23 protein-coding genes and 1 riboswitch are annotated in these 24,380 nt (G+C 42.2%); of the genes, 11 read left to right on the top strand and 12 right to left on the bottom strand.

Features of this window, described 5'->3' with window-relative positions:
• Nucleotides 1–86: 86 nt before the first annotated feature.
• Nucleotides 87–470, top strand: a complete 384-nt coding sequence (locus R7M72_RS11540) for a hypothetical protein (RefSeq protein WP_005377782.1) — start codon at nt 87–89, stop codon at nt 468–470.
• 90 nt (nt 471–560) lie between these two features.
• On the opposite strand, the gene R7M72_RS11535 is transcribed toward R7M72_RS11540, so the two are convergent.
• Together R7M72_RS11535 and R7M72_RS11530 are read right to left on the bottom strand one after the other, a co-directional pair.
• Nucleotides 561–1,295 (bottom strand): chromosome segregation ATPase, encoded by a 735-nt coding sequence (locus R7M72_RS11535; protein ID WP_017820934.1) that lies wholly within the window; start codon nt 1,293–1,295, stop codon nt 561–563.
• A 31-nt stretch (nt 1,296–1,326) separates the two neighbouring features.
• Nucleotides 1,327–1,485, bottom strand: a complete 159-nt coding sequence (locus tag R7M72_RS11530; RefSeq protein ID WP_005377784.1) for a hypothetical protein — start codon at nt 1,483–1,485, stop codon at nt 1,327–1,329.
• A 527-nt stretch (nt 1,486–2,012) separates the two neighbouring features.
• Nucleotides 2,013–2,112: riboswitch (glycine riboswitch) on the top strand.
• 123 nt (nt 2,113–2,235) lie between these two features.
• Between R7M72_RS11530 and R7M72_RS11525 the strand changes: the two genes are divergently transcribed.
• A complete protein-coding gene (locus tag R7M72_RS11525) occupies nt 2,236–3,612 on the top strand; it encodes a sodium:alanine symporter family protein (RefSeq protein ID WP_318056190.1) in 1,377 nt (458 codons plus the stop codon).
• A 118-nt stretch (nt 3,613–3,730) separates the two neighbouring features.
• Here the strand turns inward: R7M72_RS11525 and R7M72_RS11520 are convergent, their stop codons facing one another.
• Entirely contained in the window at nt 3,731–4,297 is a 567-nt protein-coding gene (locus tag R7M72_RS11520; protein WP_005385713.1) for a hypothetical protein, read from the bottom strand.
• Entirely contained in the window at nt 4,297–4,932 is a 636-nt protein-coding gene (locus tag R7M72_RS11515; protein ID WP_017820932.1) for a LysE family translocator, read from the bottom strand. Before R7M72_RS11515 ends, R7M72_RS11520 begins: the two co-directional genes overlap by 1 nt.
• 223 nt (nt 4,933–5,155) lie before the next feature.
• Here R7M72_RS11515 and R7M72_RS11510 point away from each other — a divergent pair, with 223 nt between their 5' ends.
• On the top strand, nt 5,156–6,628 hold the full coding sequence (locus R7M72_RS11510) for a carboxypeptidase M32 (RefSeq protein WP_315957003.1): 1,473 nt from the start codon (nt 5,156–5,158) through the stop codon (nt 6,626–6,628).
• Between the two features lie 70 nt (nt 6,629–6,698).
• On the opposite strand, the gene R7M72_RS11505 is transcribed toward R7M72_RS11510, so the two are convergent.
• The 3 genes from R7M72_RS11505 to R7M72_RS11495 form a co-directional block, all read right to left on the bottom strand.
• Entirely contained in the window at nt 6,699–7,649 is a 951-nt protein-coding gene (locus tag R7M72_RS11505) for an LpxL/LpxP family Kdo(2)-lipid IV(A) lauroyl/palmitoleoyl acyltransferase (RefSeq protein WP_064369089.1), read from the bottom strand.
• A 420-nt stretch (nt 7,650–8,069) separates the two neighbouring features.
• Nucleotides 8,070–8,405, bottom strand: coding sequence for a DMT family transporter (locus tag R7M72_RS11500; protein ID WP_069593657.1), 336 nt, complete (start codon nt 8,403–8,405; stop codon nt 8,070–8,072).
• Nucleotides 8,406–8,528: 123 nt separating this feature from the next.
• Complete coding sequence (locus tag R7M72_RS11495; RefSeq protein WP_005377791.1) at nt 8,529–8,915, bottom strand: DUF6559 family protein; 387 nt, start codon at nt 8,913–8,915, stop codon at nt 8,529–8,531.
• Between the two features lie 340 nt (nt 8,916–9,255).
• Between R7M72_RS11495 and metA the strand changes: the two genes are divergently transcribed.
• The 7 genes from metA (at nt 9,256) to R7M72_RS11460 (ending at nt 19,367) form a co-directional block, all read left to right on the top strand.
• Nucleotides 9,256–10,197, top strand: coding sequence for a homoserine O-acetyltransferase MetA (gene metA, locus R7M72_RS11490; protein ID WP_005377792.1), 942 nt, complete (start codon nt 9,256–9,258; stop codon nt 10,195–10,197).
• 179 nt (nt 10,198–10,376) lie between these two features.
• The gene (gene pilW, locus R7M72_RS11485) at nt 10,377–11,102 is read left to right on the top strand and encodes a type IV pilus biogenesis/stability protein PilW (RefSeq protein ID WP_062730688.1); all 726 of its coding nucleotides are present in this window, start codon (nt 10,377–10,379) and stop codon (nt 11,100–11,102) included.
• Nucleotides 11,103–11,369: 267 nt separating this feature from the next.
• Nucleotides 11,370–12,299 carry a phosphate/phosphite/phosphonate ABC transporter substrate-binding protein gene (locus R7M72_RS11480; RefSeq protein ID WP_005385723.1) on the top strand — a complete coding sequence of 310 codons (930 nt, stop codon included), beginning with the start codon at nt 11,370–11,372 and terminating at the stop codon, nt 12,297–12,299.
• The gene (locus R7M72_RS11475) at nt 12,299–14,455 is read left to right on the top strand and encodes a GGDEF domain-containing phosphodiesterase (RefSeq protein ID WP_206949100.1); all 2,157 of its coding nucleotides are present in this window, start codon (nt 12,299–12,301) and stop codon (nt 14,453–14,455) included. The genes R7M72_RS11480 and R7M72_RS11475 overlap by 1 nt, the downstream gene beginning before the upstream one ends.
• Before the next feature lie 156 nt (nt 14,456–14,611).
• A complete protein-coding gene (locus tag R7M72_RS11470; protein WP_080773706.1) occupies nt 14,612–17,788 on the top strand; it encodes a response regulator in 3,177 nt (1,058 codons plus the stop codon).
• A gap of 9 nt (nt 17,789–17,797) precedes the next feature.
• Complete coding sequence (locus R7M72_RS11465) at nt 17,798–18,274, top strand: hypothetical protein (RefSeq protein WP_017633987.1); 477 nt, start codon at nt 17,798–17,800, stop codon at nt 18,272–18,274.
• Between the two features lies 1 nt (nt 18,275).
• Nucleotides 18,276–19,367: a sulfate ABC transporter permease gene (locus R7M72_RS11460; RefSeq protein WP_318056189.1), complete on the top strand. Its 1,092-nt coding sequence runs from the start codon at nt 18,276–18,278 to the stop codon at nt 19,365–19,367.
• Between the two features lie 150 nt (nt 19,368–19,517).
• On the opposite strand, the gene R7M72_RS11455 is transcribed toward R7M72_RS11460, so the two are convergent.
• The 4 genes from R7M72_RS11455 to R7M72_RS11440 form a co-directional block, all read right to left on the bottom strand.
• Nucleotides 19,518–19,829 (bottom strand): hypothetical protein, encoded by a 312-nt coding sequence (locus R7M72_RS11455; RefSeq protein WP_005377799.1) that lies wholly within the window; start codon nt 19,827–19,829, stop codon nt 19,518–19,520.
• Between the two features lie 202 nt (nt 19,830–20,031).
• Nucleotides 20,032–20,466 carry a DUF962 domain-containing protein gene (locus R7M72_RS11450; protein ID WP_005377800.1) on the bottom strand — a complete coding sequence of 145 codons (435 nt, stop codon included), beginning with the start codon at nt 20,464–20,466 and terminating at the stop codon, nt 20,032–20,034.
• A 119-nt stretch (nt 20,467–20,585) separates the two neighbouring features.
• Nucleotides 20,586–20,939: an MmcQ/YjbR family DNA-binding protein gene (locus R7M72_RS11445; protein ID WP_054577888.1), complete on the bottom strand. Its 354-nt coding sequence runs from the start codon at nt 20,937–20,939 to the stop codon at nt 20,586–20,588.
• Between the two features lie 23 nt (nt 20,940–20,962).
• Nucleotides 20,963–21,445, bottom strand: a complete 483-nt coding sequence (locus tag R7M72_RS11440) for a MarR family winged helix-turn-helix transcriptional regulator (protein ID WP_017633984.1) — start codon at nt 21,443–21,445, stop codon at nt 20,963–20,965.
• A gap of 110 nt (nt 21,446–21,555) precedes the next feature.
• Here R7M72_RS11440 and R7M72_RS11435 point away from each other — a divergent pair, with 110 nt between their 5' ends.
• Nucleotides 21,556–22,443, top strand: coding sequence for a DMT family transporter (locus R7M72_RS11435; RefSeq protein WP_005385740.1), 888 nt, complete (start codon nt 21,556–21,558; stop codon nt 22,441–22,443).
• A gap of 132 nt (nt 22,444–22,575) precedes the next feature.
• Here R7M72_RS11435 and R7M72_RS11430 read toward each other — a convergent pair whose 3' ends face one another.
• Nucleotides 22,576–23,898, bottom strand: a complete 1,323-nt coding sequence (locus R7M72_RS11430; protein WP_081007901.1) for an EAL domain-containing protein — start codon at nt 23,896–23,898, stop codon at nt 22,576–22,578.
• Nucleotides 23,899–24,380: the final 482 nt, after the last annotated feature.

The raw sequence follows: 24,380 nt of genomic DNA, 5'->3' as shown, positions 1-24,380 counted from the left end.
ATGCTTTTTACCCATTCCCAATGTGACTTCAATAAATTAGACTCAAGGAAACATCAAAAGCGGCGTAGTAATAAGAAGGAATGCCCATGAGCTCAAGTATGATCCTTAGCGAATCCCTAATCGAGAGCGGAAGAGATATCCCCCTCAAAGAACTGCTTTATGCAAAGCGCGTGCTGGATAACTACATGGCAGTAGCCAAAGAAAGTAGCCCGCTTGAGCTATTAACTGAGATGAAATCGGCAGCAAAGCAAGTAGAATACTTTACAACGACGAGTAACCCGTGTGAGGCTCGTAATGTCATCAGTCAGATGATTGATAAAATCGACACCGCGGAATCTTTTGCTTCGTTCAAAGCATTAGCAGGTAAGCCATCTCAAGCACTCAATGAACTAATTGAAGATCGAGCTCAGCTGATTAAACACGAACGAGAGCTCCTGCTCGCCTCAGGCTATGACGCCTCACGAATCTAATATACGCGACAGGCTAAAAGTCATAGCTAACAACGAAAAAGGAGCTCTTAAAGAGCTCCTTTTGCTTTTCAAAAATCGGATACAAAAGACTTAAAGGCCGATATCTTCCGTTATTGCTTTGATTTGTTTGAGGTCCATTTTATAGACTTCAATCATTTGATCGACCTGACTTAGTCGTGAATTAGCTTCATCATGTTTATCACACGCGTCCGACTTCACGTCCCAAGATTTGCCTTCTAAAAATACGTCACACTCTTTCTTGAGTTTCTCAATCTTAGGTAATAATTTCGACCGTTCTTTCTCGAGAGACTCTAATTCTTGCGAAATTTTTAGCTCTTTCTGGAATACTTCGCGGGACCGCTCAAACATAGTCGCTTGCATATCCGCTTGACGACTCAACTTCTCATTTTCTGACTTCGTCGTGTTGATCTTATCTGCCTGCTGCTTCAATTGAGACTCTAGTGACAAGTTAACCTTCTCGACCTCAGTCAACTGCTTTTGCAACTTCTTAAGTGCTTTCTGGTGCGCTTCGTCTTTCGCGGCGAGTAACTCACTAACTTGGTTTTGTATTTCTTGGTCGAGCGCCTCTTCACGCACTTTTACTTGAGATGCCAACTGGGTTTTATCTTGCGTTAGTGCTTGATACTTTTCTTCTAATACGTGGTAAGTCGATTCCCACTTGTTCGCAGTGACAACCGATCCAACAAGGCCACCAAATGCCAAGCCTAACACCGCAGCGATTGCGATATAGATATGCGTACGTTTGTCACGCTCTTCAATGACAACTACGTCGTCTTGCTCTTCCATTTTGTTCTGAGAACTCACCGTATACTACTCCAAGGACTCTTTTACTTTGCTAGCGGATCAATTCCGCAAACATAATTGATGCTGTATAAATCAGAAATGCGCCAATTAATGTTATAACGGTCGCTTTTTGGACTTTTTCATTGGTTCGATAACGAAACAGCACAAATGCTACTGCAATCAACACCGCAATGGCTAATAATCTGGTCATACCGCCTCCTTGTCCACTCATGAAAAACTGCCTAGGTCCGTAGACTGTTTCACAAAGATTCATTGTAACCCATTTATACGTACCATAAGGTCAACTTAGCGTAGATTTTAAAATAAGTGCTCCGATTTTAATCAATTTTGTGTTCTTAATTGAATAACTTATGTCGTAACGATCGAAACACATTTATCGTTCTGAAGTGTTTTTGGGTTCTATTCCCTAACCCAATAAATTTTATTTATGCCGTGACTCGCACAAAAAGATTGGCAAACATACCTTCATGAAAATAGATGAGGTTATTTCATTGAAAATAAATTGACATAGGGTGTTGAAATGGACCAAAAACATGATAGAGTTCACACGTTAATGATGACCAGCATCATTAACTAACCTTTACTCATTTAATTGAGTAATTGTTCCGATGAAGACTGCAGGAGAGTGGTTATTAATCAAATTTTAACATTTGATTAGCATAACTCGCCGAAGAATTAACTATTTCAGGTGCTACCTAGGTAGCGGGGACTGTAGTTGGAGGAACCTCTGGAGAGAACCGTTAAATCGGTCGCCGAAGGAGCAAGTCTTGCACTCACGCAAGGTGAAACTCTCAGGCAAAAGGACAGAGGAGTGGAAAGTTACAACCTAACTATTTTGGCTTGGCCTTCCCGCCTACAACCAATAGCTTAGTTCTTTTAGAGATCGTTGATCTCGTCCTTTCCCTCTTCTCCTTATTAGTTGTTTTATTAAGGGGAAATCATGAACAACCTACAATCTTTACTACAAACCATCGATAATTTTGTCTGGGGTCCACCGCTGCTTATTTTGCTAGTAGGTACAGGTGTTTACTTCACTTTTAGCCTTGGCTTGATCCAGTTTAAACACCTCCCTACAGCGCTAGCGATGGTATTCAGTAAAGATAAGTCATCTAATACTCAAGGTGACGTTTCTAGCTTTGCAGCTCTTTGTACTGCGCTCTCAGCAACAATTGGTACTGGTAACATTGTTGGTGTTGCCACAGCAATCAAACTCGGTGGACCAGGCGCTCTATTCTGGATGTGGCTCGCTGCCCTTTTCGGAATGGCGACTAAATACGCCGAATGTTTGTTGGCGGTTAAGTACCGAAGAGTCGATGATAAAGGCCAAATGATTGGTGGCCCAATGTATTACTTGCAATACGGTGTTGGCTCAAAAGCTCTCGCGATCATGTTTACAGTCTTTGCTTTGGGTGTTGCTTGTTTTGGTATCGGTACGTTTCCACAAGTAAACGCGATTCTGGATGCAAGTGAGATATCTCTTGGTGTTAACCGTGAGCTATCTGCCTTTGTACTAACTCTTTTGGTTGCTTTCGTAACTTTGGGTGGCATCAAATCCATTGCTAACGTTGCAGGAAAAGTGGTTCCTACCATGGCTGTATTTTATGTGTTGGCGTGTTTAAGCGTGATCATCATGAATGCAGACCAATTGTTCAATGCCGTTGAATTAGTGCTGGTTTCAGCCTTTACATCAACAGCAGCGACTGGTGGTTTTTTAGGTGCAAGCATCATGCTGGCAATCCAATCAGGTATCGCTCGCGGTGTGTTCTCAAATGAATCAGGTTTGGGTAGCGCGCCTATGGCAGCAGCAGCAGCAAAGACAGACTCTTGTGTTAAACAAGGCCTAATTTCAATGACGGGTACCTTTTTCGATACCATCATTATTTGTACCATGACAGGCCTTGCTCTAATCCTGACCGGTGCATGGCAAAGTGACCTAGCAGGCGCCGCGATGACGACTCATGCTTTTGCGGTGGGTTTAAATGCAGATACATTTGGCCCTATGCTCGTCTCAATCGGTTTGATGTTCTTCGCTTTTACCACCATTCTTGGTTGGAACTACTACGGTGAGCGTTGCGTTGTGTTCCTGTTCGGAACTAAAGCTGTGCTTCCATACAAACTGATTTTCGTTGGCTTGGTGGCATCTGGTGCATTCCTTCACCTCGATATGATTTGGCTACTGGCTGATATCGTAAACGGTCTGATGGCAATTCCTAACCTGATTGGTTTGATCGCACTGCGTCACGTCGTACTGGCAGAAACCAAACTGTTCTTTAGCTCAACATCGCAATCAGGTGAAGTTGAAGCAGTGAAAGCTTAGTGAAACGACAGCTGTTCGGTCACAAACTACCAGTAACGGAGAGCAAAGCACATTAGAAATGGTAAAAACATAAAGCCCGCTATTATTTAGCGGGCTTTATTTATCTTCGGTTAAATGGTTAATCTCTCAACCATTGATGCTCAACGTTTTCTCCACGTTCTTCAAAAAACTTCGCATTTTTTTGCTTGAATTGATCCGCTTTCAACTCTGATAGCGGCCAGTCTAAAAATGCTTCTGTTACAAACGAGTCGCCGACACCAACCTCAATCGATTCCAGATGTTTCCCGATGTAGCGATAAAAGTAGCCTTGCCCAAACGCATCGCACACCATAGGTACATGCCTGACACGTTGATGATTGACAGAGACCGAAGCCCAAGTCGTCGTTTTAGGTTCACAGGTTTGCTCTTTTACAACGTCGACCTCAAATTTATTGTCCATAGTTGTCGAAACAAAAACGACAATAGCGTCATGCAAATACACACGCCTGAGCAATAACTGTTTAGTGTCTTGAGTTCGCGTTTGTTGTATTCCATTAGCAAAAGGCTCGAAGTAGCCCCAGTGCCAAGACCAGATCATGCCGCGTTGCGCAAACTGTACTTGTGGCCACGTATGCCAAGCAACAGCGGCACCTATCCCCACAATAAATACAGCGAGTAGTATCAACAATCGATAAATATTACGCATTAAACGGGTTTTTCAATTAATAACTTCACACCAAGTGCGACTAATACTGCGCCCGTCGCGCCTTCCATCCACTTCATAAAGCTTGCATTCTTTAGTAGATTTTTAGCCGAGTTAAGCGCGCCAGCTAAACCACACTGCCAAACCATCGCAATAGCAAAGTGTACAGATGCCATCATCATTGATTGAAGCAAGGGTGAACCTTCTGGATTCACAAACTGTGGCAAGAAAGCCAAATAGAAGACCGCCGTTTTTGGGTTCAAGACGTTAGAAAGAAAGCCCTCTCTAAAAGAGCGCTTACCATTAAACACTTCGTGAATCTGCTCGGTCACGGTCAATCCATCTTTCGACGACATTAGCGCTTTTAAACTGCTCAAACCAAGCCAGATAAGATAAGCTGCGCCAATCATTTTTACGATTTGGAACAACTCTGCTGATTGCGCAAGAATCGCCGAGATACCAACCGCAGAAAAAAAAGCATGTACGAATAAGCCAAAGCAAATCCCTAGACTGGTTGTACATCCATCTTTTAGGCCCGATCGGCTAGTGTTACGGATAACAAGTGCAGTATCTAAACCTGGCGTTAACGTTAAAATCGTAATGGCAATAATAAATGCCTCGAAATTCAAAATATCCATATTATCGTGATAATTAATTGTCAATCCTTCATCAATACCGCCAATCCACAAGATTCGCAAGCTTCTTTTTTAAGAGAGCTATACAACTGGGTGAGTTTATGGACAATGGGTTGGAGTTAATTGTTAATTATTAGTAAATTAACGCAGGTTGCTTAGTGCAACACCATATGAAGGACCCGTTATCGGGTGTTTAGGGAAAGAACAAAAGAATAAGAGTAGTCACATGAACGCATTTACAAAACTCGTTGAACATTCCAAAAAAGTGGCAAATTTTGAGCATCTATCTGCCATCATAGATTGGGATCAAGCAGCGGTCATGCCACCTGGTGGCGCTGAAGCACGCTCGAATGCCACGGCAGAGCTCGATGTACATATCCATTCTTTAATGACTCAACCGCACTTGGGAGAGCTTTTCGCTCAGGCAGAAGAAGAGACGCTGTATACAAAAGAAAAATCTATCCTAAGAGAAATGAAGCGTGGGTGGCAGCAAGCTAACTTACTACCAGAATCATTAGTTCAAGCTCAATCTCTTGCTGGCTCCAAATGTGAACATGCATGGCGTACACAACGTGGAGAAAATGACTGGGCTGGTTTTGAAAAGAACTGGGCTGAAGTCGTAAAGCTATCGCAGGAAGAAGCGCAAATTAGAGCCGAAGCAAATGGCACGACTCCTTATGATGCCATGCTCGATGTTTATGAACCTGGCACAACATCTGCGTCGTTAGACATTCTTTTTGCTGACGTGAAAACCTGGCTTCCTACTTTGATCGATGAAGCGCTTGAAAAACAACAATCAGACAACATCTTATTGCCAACTGCACACTACCCTGCGGAAAAGCAAAAAGCGCTCGGTTTGGAAGTCATGAAGCTACTTCAATTCGATTTTGAACACGGTCGACTTGATGAGAGTACCCACCCATTTTGTGGCGGTGTACCGACAGATGTGCGTATTACGACACGTTATAATGAAAACGAGTTTGTCCAATCACTGATGGGGATTGTCCACGAAACTGGCCATGCTCGATACGAGCAAGGGCTACCAAAAGATTTATCAGGAACACCCGCGGGAGAAGCTCGCTCTATGGGTATTCATGAATCACAATCACTCTTCTTTGAAATGCAAATAGGACGAAGCAGCGCGTTTATCGATCACCTCGCTCGACTGGCTTCTAACCATTTTTCTGGTAGTGAATTCGAAAAAGACAATTTAGCCAAAATTTACACTCGCGTAGAAAAAGGCTTTATTCGCGTAGATGCTGACGAACTAACATATCCTGCTCACGTTATTCTTCGATATGAAATTGAGCGAGATCTCATGAACGGCGTCATCAAACATACAGATGTACCAGAACTCTGGAACGAAAAGATGAAAGCGTACTTGGGGCTATCAACCGAAGGAAACTTCAAAAATGGCTGTATGCAAGATATCCATTGGACAGACGGAAGTTTTGGCTATTTCCCGTCCTACACGCTCGGTGCGATGTACGCTGCACAATTTATGGCAGCAATGAAACAAACCGTCGATGTAGATGCGGTTATTCGTTCTGGCGACTTAGCTCCGATATTCAATTGGCTCTCGGAAAACATCTGGAGTAAAGGTAGCTTATTCACCACTGATGAGTTGGTAAAACAAGCCACGGGTGAAACACTGAATGCTAAACACTTTCAAGCTCACCTAAAAGATCGCTACTTATAAAGCGAAAAGAATAGAAAGTAAAAGCCCAAGGTTCGTATGTTCCTTGGGCTTTTTGTAGGCTCTCTATGTGTTATGCCAAGCTAGGGATGAGCCTAGGCTTGTACAAACAGTCCTCACCCTCTGGTCTAGTTTTAAACCGACGATGAAGCCACATATACTGGCTCGGACTTGCCATGATTGATGTTTCAACTATTTGATTCACGAATGCGGCGGCACGTTGATGATCCTCTTTCGGGAAACCTTCGACGGGCGCACTAATGGTTAGGGTATAGTGTCCGTCTTTTCCTCTTACCATCGTAAAAGGCACAATGGCGCAATCTGTAGAATCAACCAACAAACTTGTGCCTGTCGTAGTACAAGCATTTTTAACGGCAAATAACGGTGCAAATGTCGAGCGTCGGTTACCATAATCGTGGTCCGGTGCATACCAAACCCGCTCACCCGTTTTAAGTGCTTCAAGCATGGCTTTGACGTTTTTACGATCAATCAGTGTACGATTAGAGCGAGAGCGTCCCTTATACTGAAAATAATCAAAGCACGGATTATTGTTTGGGCGATAAACACCGGTTCCAGACTTTTTAATGCCAAAAGCTCGAGCACCTAACTCTAGATTCATTGAGTGTACGGCCAACATTAATGCACCTTTGCCTGACTTCTCTAAAGCCTCTAGATGCTCCATGCCTTTTATCGTGACGTGTTTGTTTACCCGTTTATCTGACCAAAACCATGCCATTGCGGTCTCAAAAAGTGCGATGCCAGTATTGTCGATGTTGTCTTTTAGAATTGCTTCGCGTTGGCATTCTTCCATATGAGGGAAGCAAAGCTCAAGATTGCGTCTGATCGTAACTTGACGTTTTCTCATGAGTCGCATAGCTAAACGACCAATGTTGCGTCCCAAAGCTAGTTGAACTTTAAAAGGAAGGAGGCTAAGTAAGTACATCACGCTAATGATAATTAACGTTCCCCAGTAACGAGGCAAAAGAAATTCGGCCTTGAATGCAGGCTTTTTGTATTTGTTCATGTAAGTATTGTCAGATGTGCCCATCTATAAGTGATAAAAACAATGATAATGGACTGCACTTTTATCATTGATAACGCCAATAACATAAATTAAAGCGCGCGGATTCTATGGTTCTTCGACACACTACACAATAAGAACTTTGCAGAAATATGTAGGGAATGAAAAAGCAGTAAAGATGAGTCGCCACGTTAACATCTATCGGAGTGATTTATCTACTGCCCTTTCCTAAAGTTTGAAGAAACATAACTTTGTATTTTCAATGCGCTAAATAATGCCTGTTTTTCAATCACATAATGCGACCGTGATGAATGCAACAATAAGACATCATATCAATACTCGCCATTAGCGATTGAATTTGCACTAAAAAGCCGCAGCAATTTCTCGCTGCGGCTTCTTATTCACTTAACAAGTAGAGTGGCGTTATTCGTGCCCTACTGTTTTGGATAATAAATTTACGATCAACACACCAGCGATGATAAACCCAATACCAACTAGGGCTGGTAAGTCTAGACGCTGTCCGTAAACAAAGTAACCAACCGTCGCAACCAAAACGATCCCAGCACCACTCCATATGGCATAAACAACCCCGACAGGCATTGTTTGCACTGTGACGGAAAGCAAGAAGAAAGCGATGCCGTAACCAATCAAAACGACTGTGCTCGGCATTACTTTCGTAAATTGCTCTGTTTTGGGAATATAAGAAGTGGCAATCACTTCACATACAATCGCTATCGACAGCGCCAACATTGGTGGCATAGAGACAAGCATTTTGAACATAAGGCATTAACGCTCAACAGAAATGTAACCGACAACATGTCCGGATAATTAGGCCGCGCATTATACCCAACTCATCTCACGATGGAATACCACTAACGATGTTTACACACCATCACTTTCGCTTACTTTTTGATGACCAGGTGAAAGGCTGACGTTTTGGTGCTGACGAGAAATTTCAAAGTAGATATGCATATCAATCGGCTCAGGTGTATTGAGTAGCATCTTACCTACTTCACGTTGGAAATGACCATAATTACCTAGCTCATCCGTTAGTTCTAGGAGCTCGTAAGAGGCTTCATCGGCAAACATTCCATACGCATACTGATAATGACTGATATCCTTGCTCTTATCATAACCCAGCTTTTGAAGAGCTTGATCAATCTCTTCCGGCGTATAAATGTCTTTATCACCAAACGAATGCAGTAGCACGCAAGGAACTTCTTGAGCGATGCTCTGAATCTTTGTCTTTCTCTTGAAAATACCGAACATAATGTCCTCCACTGACGATGTTTCCAAACATGCACATTAATGCAAAATGGTGAGCTGATTGTTTTTAGTATGGCTCATTAATTTGAGACTTCCTTACTACGAAGTCACCTTCACATATTAACGTGATCGCATAATTACCAGCAAATAGTACACACTGCGTTTCAAACCTATCTCATCAGAAACTCTGCTTTAGTCACAATTGTGTGACAACCCCGAGTACGGTTTACCATAATGTAAAGAGTAGATTGAAAAGTCGGATTTCGTATCGACATCTAAACTTAATTAAGTTAGCTTTAGAAGTATAGACGTCTAGATTGACTATGCTTAGGGAGAGAAAGTCGTGCCAATTAGAATTCCAGATCAATTACCAGCTACCGATGTATTAAGGACAGAAAACATCTTCGTGATGAGTGAAACGCGTGCAGCGAGTCAGGAAATACGTCCTTTAAGAGTGCTGATCCTTAATCTGATGCCAAAAAAAATAGAGACTGAAACTCAGTTTCTGCGTCTACTCTCAAACAGCCCACTACAGGTTAACGTCGAATTACTGCGCATTGATAACCGCCCGAGTAAAAATACGCCAACTGAACATTTAGACACGTTTTATCGCCAATTTGAAATGGTGCGAGATAAAAACTTCGATGGCATGATCATTACTGGGGCTCCATTAGGTTTGGTGCAATTTGAAGATGTCATTTATTGGGATCATCTCAAAACCATCATGGAGTGGGCAAAAGATCATGTGACATCCACTCTTTATGTTTGCTGGGCTGCGCAAGCAGGGTTAAAGCTACTCTACGATCTACCTAAAAAAACGCGTAAAGAAAAACTTTCAGGCGTGTATCATCATCAAATCCATCATCAGTTTCACCCTATCTTACGCGGATTTGATGACACGTTTTTGGCTCCTCACTCGCGTTACGCAGATTTTTCGCCTCACTTTCTAGAAGAGCATACTGACTTAGACATTTTAGCGACATCGGATGTCGCAGGTGTGTACTTGGCCACCACAAAAGACAAACGCAATGTCTTTGTCACAGGACACCCTGAGTATGATTCTCACACCTTACATAATGAATATATCCGAGATTTAAGCGAAGGTATGGAGCCCGCTATTCCTGTCAACTATTACCCAAACAACAACCCAGATAACCCACCAATTGCAAGCTGGAGAAGCCATGGACACCTCCTCTTTTTAAACTGGCTGAACTACTGTGTTTATCAGCAAACACCGTACGATCTCGATCACTTCAGTGAAGATGCTTTCACTAAAGACGATTAGCTTCAAAATAAGCAAACAAAGCACTCATCATTACCGAAATGTAATATGTGAACCAAGCCGCCATATGGCGGCTTTTTCATAACAGTTTGCAAACCTGATCGCATAGTGTTTTTTCCTCAATAGGCTTTTGCTAAGTAATTCATATCATGCAGAAAGATTCAGGGATGTAGGGATAAAGAATGAAAACAGCAAAGCTCGGTGCACTATTATTATTGTCTCAGTTTGCACTCGTGGGTTGCGTGACGGTGAAAGAAGATGGAAGCCCTGTCGTTAAAGCCGATCCTGTGGCAATGGCAGAATCACGTATCGCACTTGGCTTAGGTTATTTAGACGGCGGTAACATGATTCGCGCGCATGATAACTTACAACAAGCCTTAAACCACGCACCTCAATACTATCGCGCGCAATTATCTATGGCTCACTACTACGAAACGGTTGGTGAAGATATTAAAGCCGAACAGATGTATAAACGCTCTCTACGCCAACACACTAAAAACGGAAATGTGCTCAATAACTACGGTACTTTTCTTTGCAAGCGAGGTGACTTCGAAAAAGCCGATCAGATGTTTAATCGAGCCATTGAGCAGCCTTATTACTACCTTATTCCAGCGAGCTATGAGAATGCAGCTTTTTGTGCGCTAAAATCACAAGATAAAGACAAAGCGAGATACTACTTTACTAGAGCTATCGATCATGACCCTCATAGACCAAAATCGATTTTGCAACTCGCTAAAATAGAAATTGATAGCGGTGATTATACTGAAGCTAGAATTCGATTAATGAGATTCAATCAAATGTATGGTGTAAAGAAGCCTTCTTTGCAACTCATGATTCAACTTGAACGTGCAGCAGGCAATGAAGCTCTCGAGAAAAAGTATCAAAAACAATTGGAAAAATTTTCTTAGTACAAAATAGCGATACATAAGGCGCATTAGCTCACAGCCAATACAGCGCTTGACCAAGAATCCAGTGAATTCAGACTCACGGTGATACATTCATCCTGTACATAAACGTCAAATTCGGTACTATTTGAACGGAATAAGTGACCAAGTCACATTATAAAAAGTGCGCACACAACGAAATTTGTACATCATACTGTTTTTAAGATTGATTTCGGCACATTGATAAATACTAAATATTACTGACATGCACCAGAAGGAAGTTGAAGCCGGATGAAACCTGCCTGCACTCTGTTATTACTCACTTTGCTGAGTTCACCTTTTGTCGTCAGTGCACAAGAAAATATTGAGAAAACATTCACGTTTGGCATTGTGTCCAATAAAGCCCAAAGCAAAATCAAAAAAGCGACGCCCCTTACTCAGTATGTAACTGAAAATATGGCTGAATATGGTTACGCAAAAGGGGCAGTAAAGGTATTTAAAAATTATCGTCAGCTCGCGGTTGCGCTTGAAAATGGCACCGTTCAAATTGCAACGGCGACCCCCTTTAATGCGATGACCTTAGAAAAGGAGTCTAATAGCCAAGTTCTTGCTATACGATGGAAAAAAGGCCTGCAAAAATATCATACTGTGTTCTTTACTAATAAAGAGAGTGGGATTGAGTCACTTTCTGACCTGCGCGGAAAAACGCTTGTTTTTGAAAAGCGCACGTCTACCAGCAGCTATTACCTACCTGCGATTACATTGCTGAATCACGGAGAAAAACTGCAATACCTTCCCTCTCCTGATGACAAACCGGCCAAAGACAGTATTGGTTATTTATTCCTTGATGAGCAACTCGCTCAGTCAAATGAAATCAACCTATCTGTATGGGTATATAAACAGAGAGTTGCGGCAGGAGCATTCAGTAACTTCAACTGGAACAATCCCAAAGATTTGCCAGAGAACATGAAAGACAAACTAGCGATTTTTTCTCGTTCTGTTGAAATACCCAGGGATTTGATTCTCGCTTCTCCAAGCATGAGCCTAGAGCAACAGCGTAAAATCACGTCCATACTGCTTGATATGGATACAACTCACGAAGGCTCTCTCGCACTTAAAAAGTTTCAGAACACCAAAAAATTCAGCGCACTTACTCCAGAAATGCGAGCCTCCTTAAGTACAGTGCGCAAGTCAGTTCACTTGTTACCGAAGGTGGATTGATGTTTCAAAAGCTCTCACTCGAAACCAAATACATTTGCTCGACAATGTTCGTTGTCTTGTTTGTTGTGGTGATAAATCTTGCGTTATACATGCACGGTTACGATGCGTATTCAAATAGCTTAACTCAACAAATCACGAACAACTCTCAAGAAAAAACCGAATCTTACGTTAAGCAAAAAGGGTTGGTTTATGCAGAGCTATTATCAAAACAGCTTTTTGATCCACTCTATACAGACAATATCAGTCAAGCGTATGAGCAAATTAAGGCAACATTGAGCCAGCCAGATGTCTCGAAAATACATGTTGTTGACAATGAAGGGCTAATCTTTCACGACGGCACTACTCAGCTAAGGATGTTTGCCCAACCCCATTACCGCTCTCCTTTTATTTTGAAAGCAATAGAAGAATCCAGAACTCTCGTTTCCTTTTCCAAGCATCAGTTGGAGATCGCAGCGCCGATTCAGCAATCAAATATTACTCTTGGGGCGGTATATCTTGAGCTTAACTTGATACATCTACTGGAAGAGAAAGAACAGAACATTGAACAAGTCCAAGCGATTACCTCAAACGATAAACAGAAGATGTTTAACTTGCTGCTAACGATCAGTGGGATATCCGTTCTATTCGGTAGCATCATCGCTTATGCTTTGGGGCGGTCGTTAACTAAGCCACTCAAGCAACTAAAAGATCAATTTTCAGAGTCAAATACCCAAGCGCTGCCAGTCACCGACATACAAAGCAAAGATGAAGTGGGAGAACTTATTTCGGCGTACAACAAAATGTCAAACAAAGTGAACCGATACACCAGCCGAGTTGAGTTCATGGCATACCACGATATTCTGACTTCCCTGCCAAACCGAGAAAAGTTACTCATTGATATTCAAACGCAAATAACTGACCACAAATCCCCCTCACTCGCGGTTGTGTTTATTGACTTGGATGACTTTAAGCACATTAACGATAACTATGGACATAACATTGGGGATAAATTGCTAGGCCATCTTGCCTCAGAGCTTCAAGGCCGTTTGCCGAGTTATTTTAAGCCGCTTTACCGCCTTTCTACCATCGTAAGTCGAGTAGGTGCGGATGAATTTGTACTGGCCTTTCCGTGCTCGGACAATCATGAAGCTAGAGAAAAAGCGAACGATATTCATCGCCAACTACTCTCTCCCTTTAGTTTGGAAGAGAACGATATTCAAATTACGGCAAGCCTCGGAATTGCTGTGTATCCAGAATTTGGTTCAAACGCTGAGTCTCTTTTACAGCTTTCCTCTCTTGCGGCGCAGGAATCTAAAAGACGCGGTAAAGACATTATGACGATATACGATTCCACGTTTGATGAAACGATTAAACAACGTTTATACATAGAACGAGAACTGCGTCGTTCAGTACGTGACTTGTCTCAATTCGAGCTGTGGTATCAACCACAATTTGATCTAAAAACCTATCGCCTAATTGGGGTCGAAGCATTGGTTAGGTGGAATCATCCCGAGAAAGGCTATATCAGTCCAGAATCGTTTATCCCGATCGCAGAGCAAAGTGATTTAATATTGGAGCTTGGAGAACATATCATTGAGACGGCAATTGCTCAGCGGGCAATGTGGGCAGAACATTTCGGTACGGATTTTCACATCGCATTAAACTTGTCCCCAAGACAAATCTATCGCCAAGATTTAAGTCAATTATTTTCTAAGTATTTACGACGACATGATGTCGCCCCTCAAACCATTCATGTTGAAGTGACAGAGTCACTTTTTATTGATGATACAGAGAAAGCTCAATATGTGCTTAAAAAACTACAAAGTATCGGAGTGGAAGTTTGGCTAGATGACTTTGGTACGGGGTATTCAGCCCTTGCCTACCTACAACATATGGCTTTTAACGGGCTCAAGATTGATCGTTCATTTATCGCTCAAATCCGAAAAAGCGATCAAGACGATTCATTAGTTCGCGCGATTGTATCCATGGCTCACAACCTAAGAATGAAAGTAGTAGCCGAAGGCGTAGAAACTCAAACTCAACTCACACGAATGGAGTCTCTCCACTGTGACGTCGTACAAGGTTTTTTCTTAGGTAGACCTGTACCTGCCGAGGAATTGATTGCATTTGAATACCAACGAGGGAGTGGCGCTCAAAGCGTCAATCACTTTGCTTAGAACGCCGTTTTGTTAACTATTGCCGCTTAGCGCGTTAGTACTCGTAATGCAATATCGGTCACACTTCCCCCACCTCGTTAATATGAATTTTCTCTTAAAATCTAACATCTGAGATAAATAAACTACACTTTTCATATCAACTTCTTGGATATGGAAATGCGCGTGGTAGGAATCTTTTCTTGGAACAACCTGTCGGTAAAACAAAAGCTATTTGGGTTGGTTTTGCTGCCAATTTTATTGTTGCTTGTCCTCGCGGGTAAACATGTACAAAGCCTTTCTATCCAGGCTCAGGAACTACAAAAAGCACAGTTATTCTCTGTCTACATAGACCGCGTATCTTCGCTTTATCACCTACCGAATAACCCTGATGTAATAGATAAGCAACTAAAAACTCAGCAGATATCTCAATTGTTACGCGACACTGCAGCACCAGTATTCGGTGAAAACGCTGAGATACTAAACCAGTTGACAAGCTTTGAGGAAGCAACCCTCTCGATGCTCTCTTCGCAAAATCAAGAAGAAAAGTTAGATGCGGCAGAGTGGCGCGCTGATACGTTCAAAGAAATCCTCATGAGCTTAGACAAAGTCTATTTTAGAAATGTGAGTTATGAAACAAACACTCACCTTTCTTCTTTGATGCAACTTGAATGGTTGATGTTTTGGTCCACTGAAGAGCATAGATTAAGCGAATATTTGATTCGATCTTCAGAGGAAAATAACGAGTATGACCTCACAACACAGGCTTCTATCCAATCTTTAATCCAGAACCAACAACTATTTCTAGAGCGTTTTGTGACGCTAAATGCCAATCAACAACAAGTAGATCTGCTCATTGAGACGTTTACGGGTGAAGTCTTTATCAAAAGCCAAGAGTTTCGTGCTTATTTATTGCAACCAGCTCAACTCAAATCATTAACCCCGGATGAGATTGATGCGGGGTTATCTGCACTCAACAAACGCTTATCGTTATTACAAAGTGTTGACGACAAAATGGAACAGCAGCTGAGTGATGATATATCAAAGACAATCAACACGACGACACAGCACCGCTTTACCTTTATCGCAATGATGAGCCTTTTAACGCTGTTGGTCGTAAGTTTAACGCTAAGATTGGTGCGAAAAGTTACTGGAAACTTGAATCTAGTCCTCAAATTTCTCAGTAACGAAAGCAATGAACAAAGTAACACTGAAAATTCACCTCTTGCTCAACTAATAAAGGGTAAAGACGAGCTGAGTAAGTTTGCTCGAGAGGTAAAAAAGCTTAGTGATGAGCGGATGTTGTCCAGACTAAAGCTCACACAAGCTAAAGAAGATGCAGAACAAGCAAAAGATGATGCAATTAAGGCGAGTAAAGCCAAAAGTAGCTTTTTGGCCAACATGTCCCACGAGATCCGCACGCCGCTAAATGGCGTTATTGGTATCTCTGAAGTCTTATCCGATACTTCCCTGACTGCCACACAACGCGATTACGTCGATACGATTGAAACCTCCTCCCAACTGCTTTTGAGTTTAATTAATGACGTTCTAGACTTCTCAAAAATTGAATCTGGGATGTTGCTCATTAGCCCACATTCAACTTGTGTTCGAGAGTCTATCTATGACATTGCTTCTATCATTTCACCGAAAGCAAAGGAAAAAGGCATCGATGTGCAAGTCAACATTAGCCGTAACACGCCTTACCACGTAATGTTGGATGACCATCGTATACGCCAAGTTGTCATGAACTTCATGTCTAACGCGGTAAAATTTACCGAACAAGGCAGTGTAGAGCTATCGGTCATCACCCGCGAAATAAAAAATGGTGAAGCGGTCATCGAGTTTTCCGTTAAAGATTCTGGGATTGGTATTGATGCCCAGCAGCAAAAGAAAATATTTGCTCCATTTGCCCAAGAGGATAACTCTACTACCCGACAATTTGGGGGAACTGGACTTGGGCTTGCCATTAGCACGCAATTAGTTGAGCTAATGGGTGGAGAAATTCAACTTGAATCCGAGAAAGGTAAAGGCAGTCGCTTCTTCTTTGAACTAACTGCTCCTGTTGTGACGCAAGAGTTTAACGCTTATCACGCTCTGAATCACAACGACATATGGATTGTATGCAGCAGTACTCAACTAGAACAAAAACTGCGTAACGAGTTAAGTTTTTTCAACATCAATATAACGCAGTCAGTAGATACCTTAAGTGCGTTGCCAACGTGGATTGATAACGAGCGCGTTATCGTTATTCATGTAGAAGGATCACCAAATGCAGCGGCGATGCATATCGATGAGATAGAAAGCCTTTGTAAACGAAACATTCGTGTCTGCCTCATCAAGCACCTTCATAGCCCACAATTCGACTTTAGAAGCAGTATCAGCGCCTTGGTCACTCAGCCACTACTAGGGCAGCGCTTAATTAAAGCACTTGAAAGTTGTGCGGCAAATTTCTCGCACGCACAACAAGAGAGCATTTCAGCGCAACATGTTAAATCTTTGCCGAAAATTTTGGTCGTTGATGACAATACGGTCAATCAAAAAATCGCGGGGCTACACGTCACAAAAGCTGGCTTCGACTTTGATGTCGCAGTAAACGGACAAGAAGCGGTTGAGAAATTTCAACAGAATCAATACAGCCTAATTTTAATGGACTGCATGATGCCCGTAATGGATGGATTTGAAGCCACCCAAATAATTCGTCAAATAGAAGTAAAAGAAAAACGCGCTTTCAGAATTCCGATTATTGCTCTAACGGCAAGTGTGGTCGATGACGATATACAAAAATGCTTTGACGTTGGAATGGATGACTATGTGCCCAAACCGTTTAAAGCAGGGTTGCTTAAAGAGAAGTTAGATAAGGCAATTGGGTTACGTGTTTCCAACACGACGCCTGCTGAACCACACCAAGAGAACACTACTCTCGATACAACTCATAAACTACCTGCGAGTTCAGAGCAACCAGAAGCAACGGTAACGCCTATTCGCTCCGAACGTATCTTGCTTGTCGAAGACAATAGAGTGAACCAGAAAGTGGCTTCTCTATTGCTATCTAAAGCAGGCTATCAATTCGAAGTCGCAGAAAACGGACAAATTGCAGTCGAAATGTTCCAAAAAGATGGAAAGTTTGATGTTATTTTGATGGATTGCATGATGCCCATAATGGATGGGTTTGAAGCTTCTAGGCAAATTAGAGCTTATGAAGCGAGTAAAGGATTAGCTAAGACGCCCATTATCGCATTAACAGCAAGCGTCGTTGATGATGATATTCAACGCTGCTTTGATTCAGGAATGGATGCCTACGTACCAAAGCCTGTGCGCAAAGAAAAACTGTTGTATCAAATTGAACAAGCAATGTAGGTGGATTCTATGAGTAGAAATCATTCTCGCGTTGCTTTTCCTTTGCGTTACATAAAACGCTATCTGTTTATTCTGATTGCCCTTCTTTCATTAAATTGCCAAGCTCTCGCTGCAGAGAGCTACGCCGTTTTCTCATTTAATGACGAATTCTCTCCGCTCACTGTCAATAAAGCGCGAAAGTTGTACAGAGGGAAGACGCAACTTTTACAAGGCCAGCGAATTGAACTCTCTGACTGGCCTGCGACATCAACAGAAAGAGCTGAGTTCTATCGTTATCTTCTCAACAAAAATTTAGCGCAAATGAACGCGCATTGGGCAAGCTTGTCTTTTTCAGGTAAAGCTAGACCGCCAAAAGTGATTGCACGCTCCAGCATTGATGACCTCATAGCATGGATGCAAGAGAAGCCCAATAGAATTGGTTATGCCCCAACATCGAGCGTCCCTAGTAATGCTCATGTTTTATGTGTGGTTAGCTCGGAGAATTGATATGAAAAAATATTTAACCATGTTATCGCTGAGTATCGCGACCTTTCCGAGCTCAGCCACGATTGAACTAACAGAACAACTTTCTTTAAGTGGTTTTGGCTCTACTTCGTGGGCAAAATCCGATAACCCAACTACGTTACTAGTTAACCGCTTTATTGGCGATGAATCTTGTTTCGATTGCGATACCACTTTCGGCATGCAGCTCGATTATTTTCACAAGGCATTTCGGGCATCCGCACAAGTCGTAAAGCGCCCGCAAGACCATTGGAGCTCGCCTCAGCTCGAGTGGGCGTATTTGGCTTATACCTATCAAAACATAGAAATACGAGGAGGACGCTTAAGACTGCCACTGTTTTTGATGTCTGAGTACAACTATGTCGGCCACGCTTTTACCCAAGCCCGCCCACCGAATGAGGTATATGACAGCATTCTAGGTATCACGGCTTATAACGGCCTATCTGCACGCTGGATTCATGACCTCAATGAGCAAGTCGTACTTACTGCCATGCCGTTTGTCGGGTTTAAAGACAATAGTGACGTAACCATCAATGAACGTACTGAATTGGAAATTGAGTCAAACAATACTGCAGGGATGAACTTAACGCTAAGCGGAGAGAGCTATCGTTGGAATTTTTCCTACCTCCACGGCGATTATGATCAAACAACGACGCTCTCTAACATTGAGCAGTCCACTCCCGGTGGCGGAACCACAATCATTGACCGTCTAGTTGAAACAGAAAAAAACAACACGATCGATCTGTTCTCTCTAGGGTTAAGATACGAGCTCGATAACATTGTGATTATGGCAGAAGGACAGACCAGCAATCTTTCCTCATCTTGGTACGCGACAACAAGTTATAATGTAAAAAAGTTGACTCCTTATATTGTTTACGGTCAGCAGTTTAATAGTCGGGATAAAAAAAGTGGAGACAGTTTCTTACTCGGATTGAGATACGACCTAGATTACAACGTTTCCCTAAACGCAGAATGGCAAAGGTTCAACGCCTACAATAATAGCTCTGGCGCGTTTTCATCAGCCCCAAAGGATGACAGTGCGAGCCTTTATACGCTAATGCTCAACTTCGTTTTTTAATGTTTCTTACAGTACCAACTTCCACAACACTGGGGGCTGTTTGTTGTATTAAGAAGGCTTTTTGCAACACGTAACTAAACGCTAAACAACTGGAAGGGATAGAATCGATCAGATAGGTAAGTGGCAATCCAAACAGAGACAAAGGTTACTCTATTTCGGTTTATTTTGATTGCCTTTTAACCGCTTTTCTTTGCGTCGCAGTGCCCGGAAAAACTTTGACTCTTCGTGGTACCAACCAAGGACACTAATTGGAAAGCCCACGAGCATCATAATAAAAACATCCGCTGGGAGTTGTTCCCAAATGTCGCTTAAAGAATGCAGCTCTCCAAAAATGAACAAACCGATGACTTTACCAAGCAGTAATGCACAACAAATCATAAAGAAGGACTTTAATATATAGTGCCATTTGCCTTTTTTACGCTCTTCTCTCCAATAGGCATATTTATATTGTCGGTCGTACATTCATCCCCCTAAAGTAAACTTGCCGTAAGTTTAAGTATCTCGATAGCGTAAAGTGCGTTGGCACCTCTTTAATCATAGTGCGTATCTAAAGTGAATGCTTGTCGTGGCAATAAGAAGGAGAGGTATTCTGTAGTAAGAGCTACATAATCTCTGAACGTTATATGTCTTGTGTCATTCGGATGATGCCTGATTTTGCTTATCGCTAGTGTTTTCTGAACACCCAAATCGGGCCGATGAGTAGAAACTGTAAATCCTCAAAAAACGACGGTTTTTTACCTTCAATCTTGTGACCGATAAATTGCAATATCCACAATACACCAAACAAGAGCATAGAAATATGCAGAACGGGCAACATCAATACCTCTAGAGACCAAATAAGGCCAATGCACGCTAATGTGTAGCCGATCATCATCATGAATACGCTCAGAGACAAACGAAAATAGAAAACCCAAGTGGGGATCACCGCTACCCAAACCCAATTAAGTTCGAAGCCTAATAATGAAATCTGGGGAATCGACCAAATAAGTCCAACCACAGAAAGGTAAATACCTGGAACTGCGATTGTGTGAATCTTTTGGTTGATAGGGTTTTGGTGACTCTCCCCGTATTCTTTTAGCCATTCAGATAATGCTCGCATATCATTCCCCTTTTCCACCTTCTTATTCTTATATAGCCCGAGGATGAAAAAGGTGCGAATTTTTCCGTAAAGGCTACGAGCAACGAGCGACAAAACAACAGAGGCCAGTGCGTTGCCGATTACTCACCAAGCAACGCTCGTTGTGCTTTCGGCAGCTTGGCAACGACAAGAGCATAAGAGCGTTCACACAAATCTTGAATCAACCCATCCTCGACATCACCGTTAAAATAAACCGTTATCCAATGACGCTTATTTAAGTGATAACCCGGGATAATGTCCGTAAACTGCGACGTTAAGACTTCTCCATCTTCTGGTTTTACTTTTACGCTGACATACTCCCGACCTTTTCTCTCTGCAATGATGGCAAACATCTTGCCTTTGATTTTGTAAACAAGCGCTTCAGGCCCAAATGGGAAATCGCTTTCTGCACACATGAAGGTACTTAAGTATTGTTCTAGTTCTTTGCTTTTCATATCCCCTGCCTCCTTCTGCGTTCTCATTCAAATTGTGGCAATAGCAATTTTAACGCCTGGTTAACCTGCTCTTTTTCATTGCCTTCTAAACCATGCAATAACGATTGCTGAACGTCTACATGCTCCAAAATTAGCTTGTCAATTAAGGTTAAGCCTTGCTCTGTTAGTTCAACGGTGACGCTACGTCGGTCTTCTTTGCTATGGGTTCTGGTAATAAACCCTTTCTTCTCTAGTTTATCTAAGCGATTAGTCATCGCACCCGAAGTGAGCATCATCGACTCTATTAACGCTGAGGGAGTAAGACAATATGGTGAACCAGCTCGACGCAGTGTCGCTAACACATCAAATTCACCCATTTTCAGATCGTACTTCTTATGTAGCTCGGCGACCCTAGATTCCATGTGTTTTGCAATTCGCATTAGTCGACCCATTATTGCCATCGGTTCAGTGTCGAGGTCTGGCTTCTCCCTCGCCCACTGCTCTACCACTCTATCAATTGCATCCATTATTTCTCTCCAAACATCATATATTTTTTATTTTAACATAAAGATACTTTACAAAAAGCCACCTTGCCGATATCGTTACATTTAATTATCTCTACATAAAGATATTTAACATGAACATTTTACTTGCGATGATTCCTGCCTTTTTTTGGGGGACGACTTACGCTGTTACTCAGTTTACTCTACCGGACTGGCCTCCCGTTTTACTTGGTGCTCTAAGGGCACTGCCTGCGGGTCTTTTGTTGCTGGCAATAAAGCCCTCGTTTCCAAAAAGAAGTGAGTGGAAAGTGCTGCTTGTTTTAGGAACCATCAACATCGCTTGCTTCTTTGGTCTCATTTTTGTCATGGCGTTGACGCTTCCTTCTGCCATCTCTGGTGTTGGTATGGTTTCGGTCCCCGTTTTTGCGATGCTGTTTGGTTGGGCGGTCTACAAACGTCAGCCTAGTGGCATTCAAGCGATAAGCGGCGCAACTTTGATTACTTTAGCTTGGTTCTTATTTGATCCTAGCTCTATTTCTCTCGAACCCGTGGGCTTACTTGCGATGATCTCCGCCATTATGTGCATCGTGATAGGAAGTAGCGTAACAAAGTCACTAGGTACAAAAATGCACTGGTGGACAGTGCTAACATGGCAGCTCATTTTGGGTGGCGTGATTATGTCTATCGCAACAAGTGTGCTGGCGATAAACAATCCAGAGCCATATGTTACGGTCGTTCAGGACGTATCCATGACGAATATTCTAGGGTTACTGTGGGTAATTATTCTGAACACTGCATTAGGGTATGGCATGTATGTATGGTTATTACAGCGGATGTCGGTCGTAGATTTTACCTTTGGTGGTATTGCAAACCCTGTCGCAGGCATTGTTTCGGGCCTACTGCTATTGGGGGAAACGTTCACTCCTCTGCAATACAGCTTAATGCTAGGAATGATCGTAATGTCATTACTACCTCAGCTCATTACGTCAATCAAAACGAAAAGAGCCGCACTCTCCTCCTAAGTAACGTTAATTCCTAACACTCTAGAAGTAATGAGAGTGTTAGGAATCCTCAAGTGTAACCCCATCAGCAGAAATCAGCGCTAACCTAGGCAACTGACACCTTTAAAACGGTACGTTTTGACATTATGGCTGTTAAGCGCTTGCAAGGTTAGTCAGGGGCTCTGGTTTAGCGTAAACATAACCTTGAATAAGGTAAATCGCATGCTGAGCCAGATATTCGACTTGAGCCTGGCTCTCTACACCTTCTGCAATCATCTCACATTCCGCTTTGTTCGCTGCAGACACAATTGAGTCCAGCACTTTCAATTTTTGGTCGTCAGATCCTATTGGATCAATAAACATCTTATCCACTTTTAAACATCGGATGCCCAAATCTTGTAGGTAAGAAAAGCCACCATATCCGGTACCAAAATCGTCAATTTTGAACTTGTAGCCTTTATTCGTTAAATACAAAATCTCTTTTTTCGCGGCCTCAGTGTCTTTTACTGGTATTCTCTCGGTCAATTCAAAATGAATTCTATTAGAGATTGGCCAATTTAACTCCGACAGCAACTTCGTTAATACACCTGACTCTAAATGGGAGGAAACAATATTGATGCTGACCCACGTATGCTCGGGTAAGTCACTTAAGTCTTGTATGATTTTACGAATAAGCTGATTGGTCATCGGGATAATCAGGCCACTTTCTTCTGCAGCACCAATAAACATATTTGGTGGCACCATTCCATCACGTCGCGACCATCGAATCAGAGCTTCATATCCTACTGTCTTACCATCGCGACTATCGACAATCGCCTGGTAGTAAGGAATAAATTCTGCATTACTAATCCCATTTTCAATTAGACCTGTAATGGATTTTCTCAAGCTTTTACCAGATATGTATGCAAAGGCAGTCACAAGACCAGCAAGCACACTTACAAGACCGCCCCACAAAAGTACTCTTTCCTGAGCATAATTTTTAAGTTTTTCACCGCTGAATATCTTGATGAGCATGTTGGCTTGAGACTCTCCTGAAAAGAAAAACTCTTTTGAGAGTGCGTTTTCTTCTCCTGCAATATTCGCTTTGCCACGGCTTATCGTTAAATCACCAAATATTGGTTCATCATACTTAAACTCTACAAATAGGCAGTCTTTGCAAGGCGTTTTTATTACCTCGTTAACCCAACTGTTATCAAGCACCCAGAAGACTTCAACGTGTTCATTATCATAAATGACCATCCACTCTATTTGGTCATTCTGTTGCGGCAAAATAAGTGATGCGAAAAAGTTCTCATCCATCTGAAATCGTTCACTACTAGATGGGCGAGACACTTCACTACCAACCGTGGAACACGTTTTTCCGCCTTTTGTGGTCATCGCAATAAAACGAATGTAACGGTTATAAAAACGTGGGTCGCGTAAAGTTCTTACATCACTATCACTACAAGTAAAATCTAACTGAGCAATCTGCTTCACTATTGCTCCGTCCAAATAGGCAGACCTTTGATTTAAATAATCTACGTAAGCATCTATTTTCGACGCTTTTACCGAGTTGACGTAAAAGTTGGTTATCGAATGAAAGGCCACTACAAATATGGCGATGGGAACTAAGCCGAGTAAAATGGCATACCTTGTATTCTTTGTTATCAAAGTTCGTCCTGCTAATCTGTCAAGCAACCTAAGTGGGATATGAATACTATCTCATTTCTATAGTCCAAAAAGTGAGGAATGACGCTCAATAAAATTATAGACTCAAGTGGCTTTCAGATGTCGGGATTTAGAATGTGAGCACCAAACCACATTCGAGGAGAACAAAGTAGCGACTAAGTGGAAAGTAAGAACGAGCCCAACTGTTAAGTCATCCGTAATAAGAGTGACAACTTGGAGCTTGAGCAATACTTTTTAGATAGGCAGCAGATACGTTAAAAAAATAAAAAGGAAACGATTGATGCCAACCG

It is taken from the genome of Vibrio sp. YT-18 (genome assembly GCF_033337345.1).
GTDB classification, from domain to species: Bacteria; Pseudomonadota; Gammaproteobacteria; order Enterobacterales; family Vibrionaceae; genus Vibrio; species Vibrio alginolyticus.
Note: the sequence above shows the minus strand (reverse complement) of the source record. Positions and strands in the feature narration are given on the sequence as shown.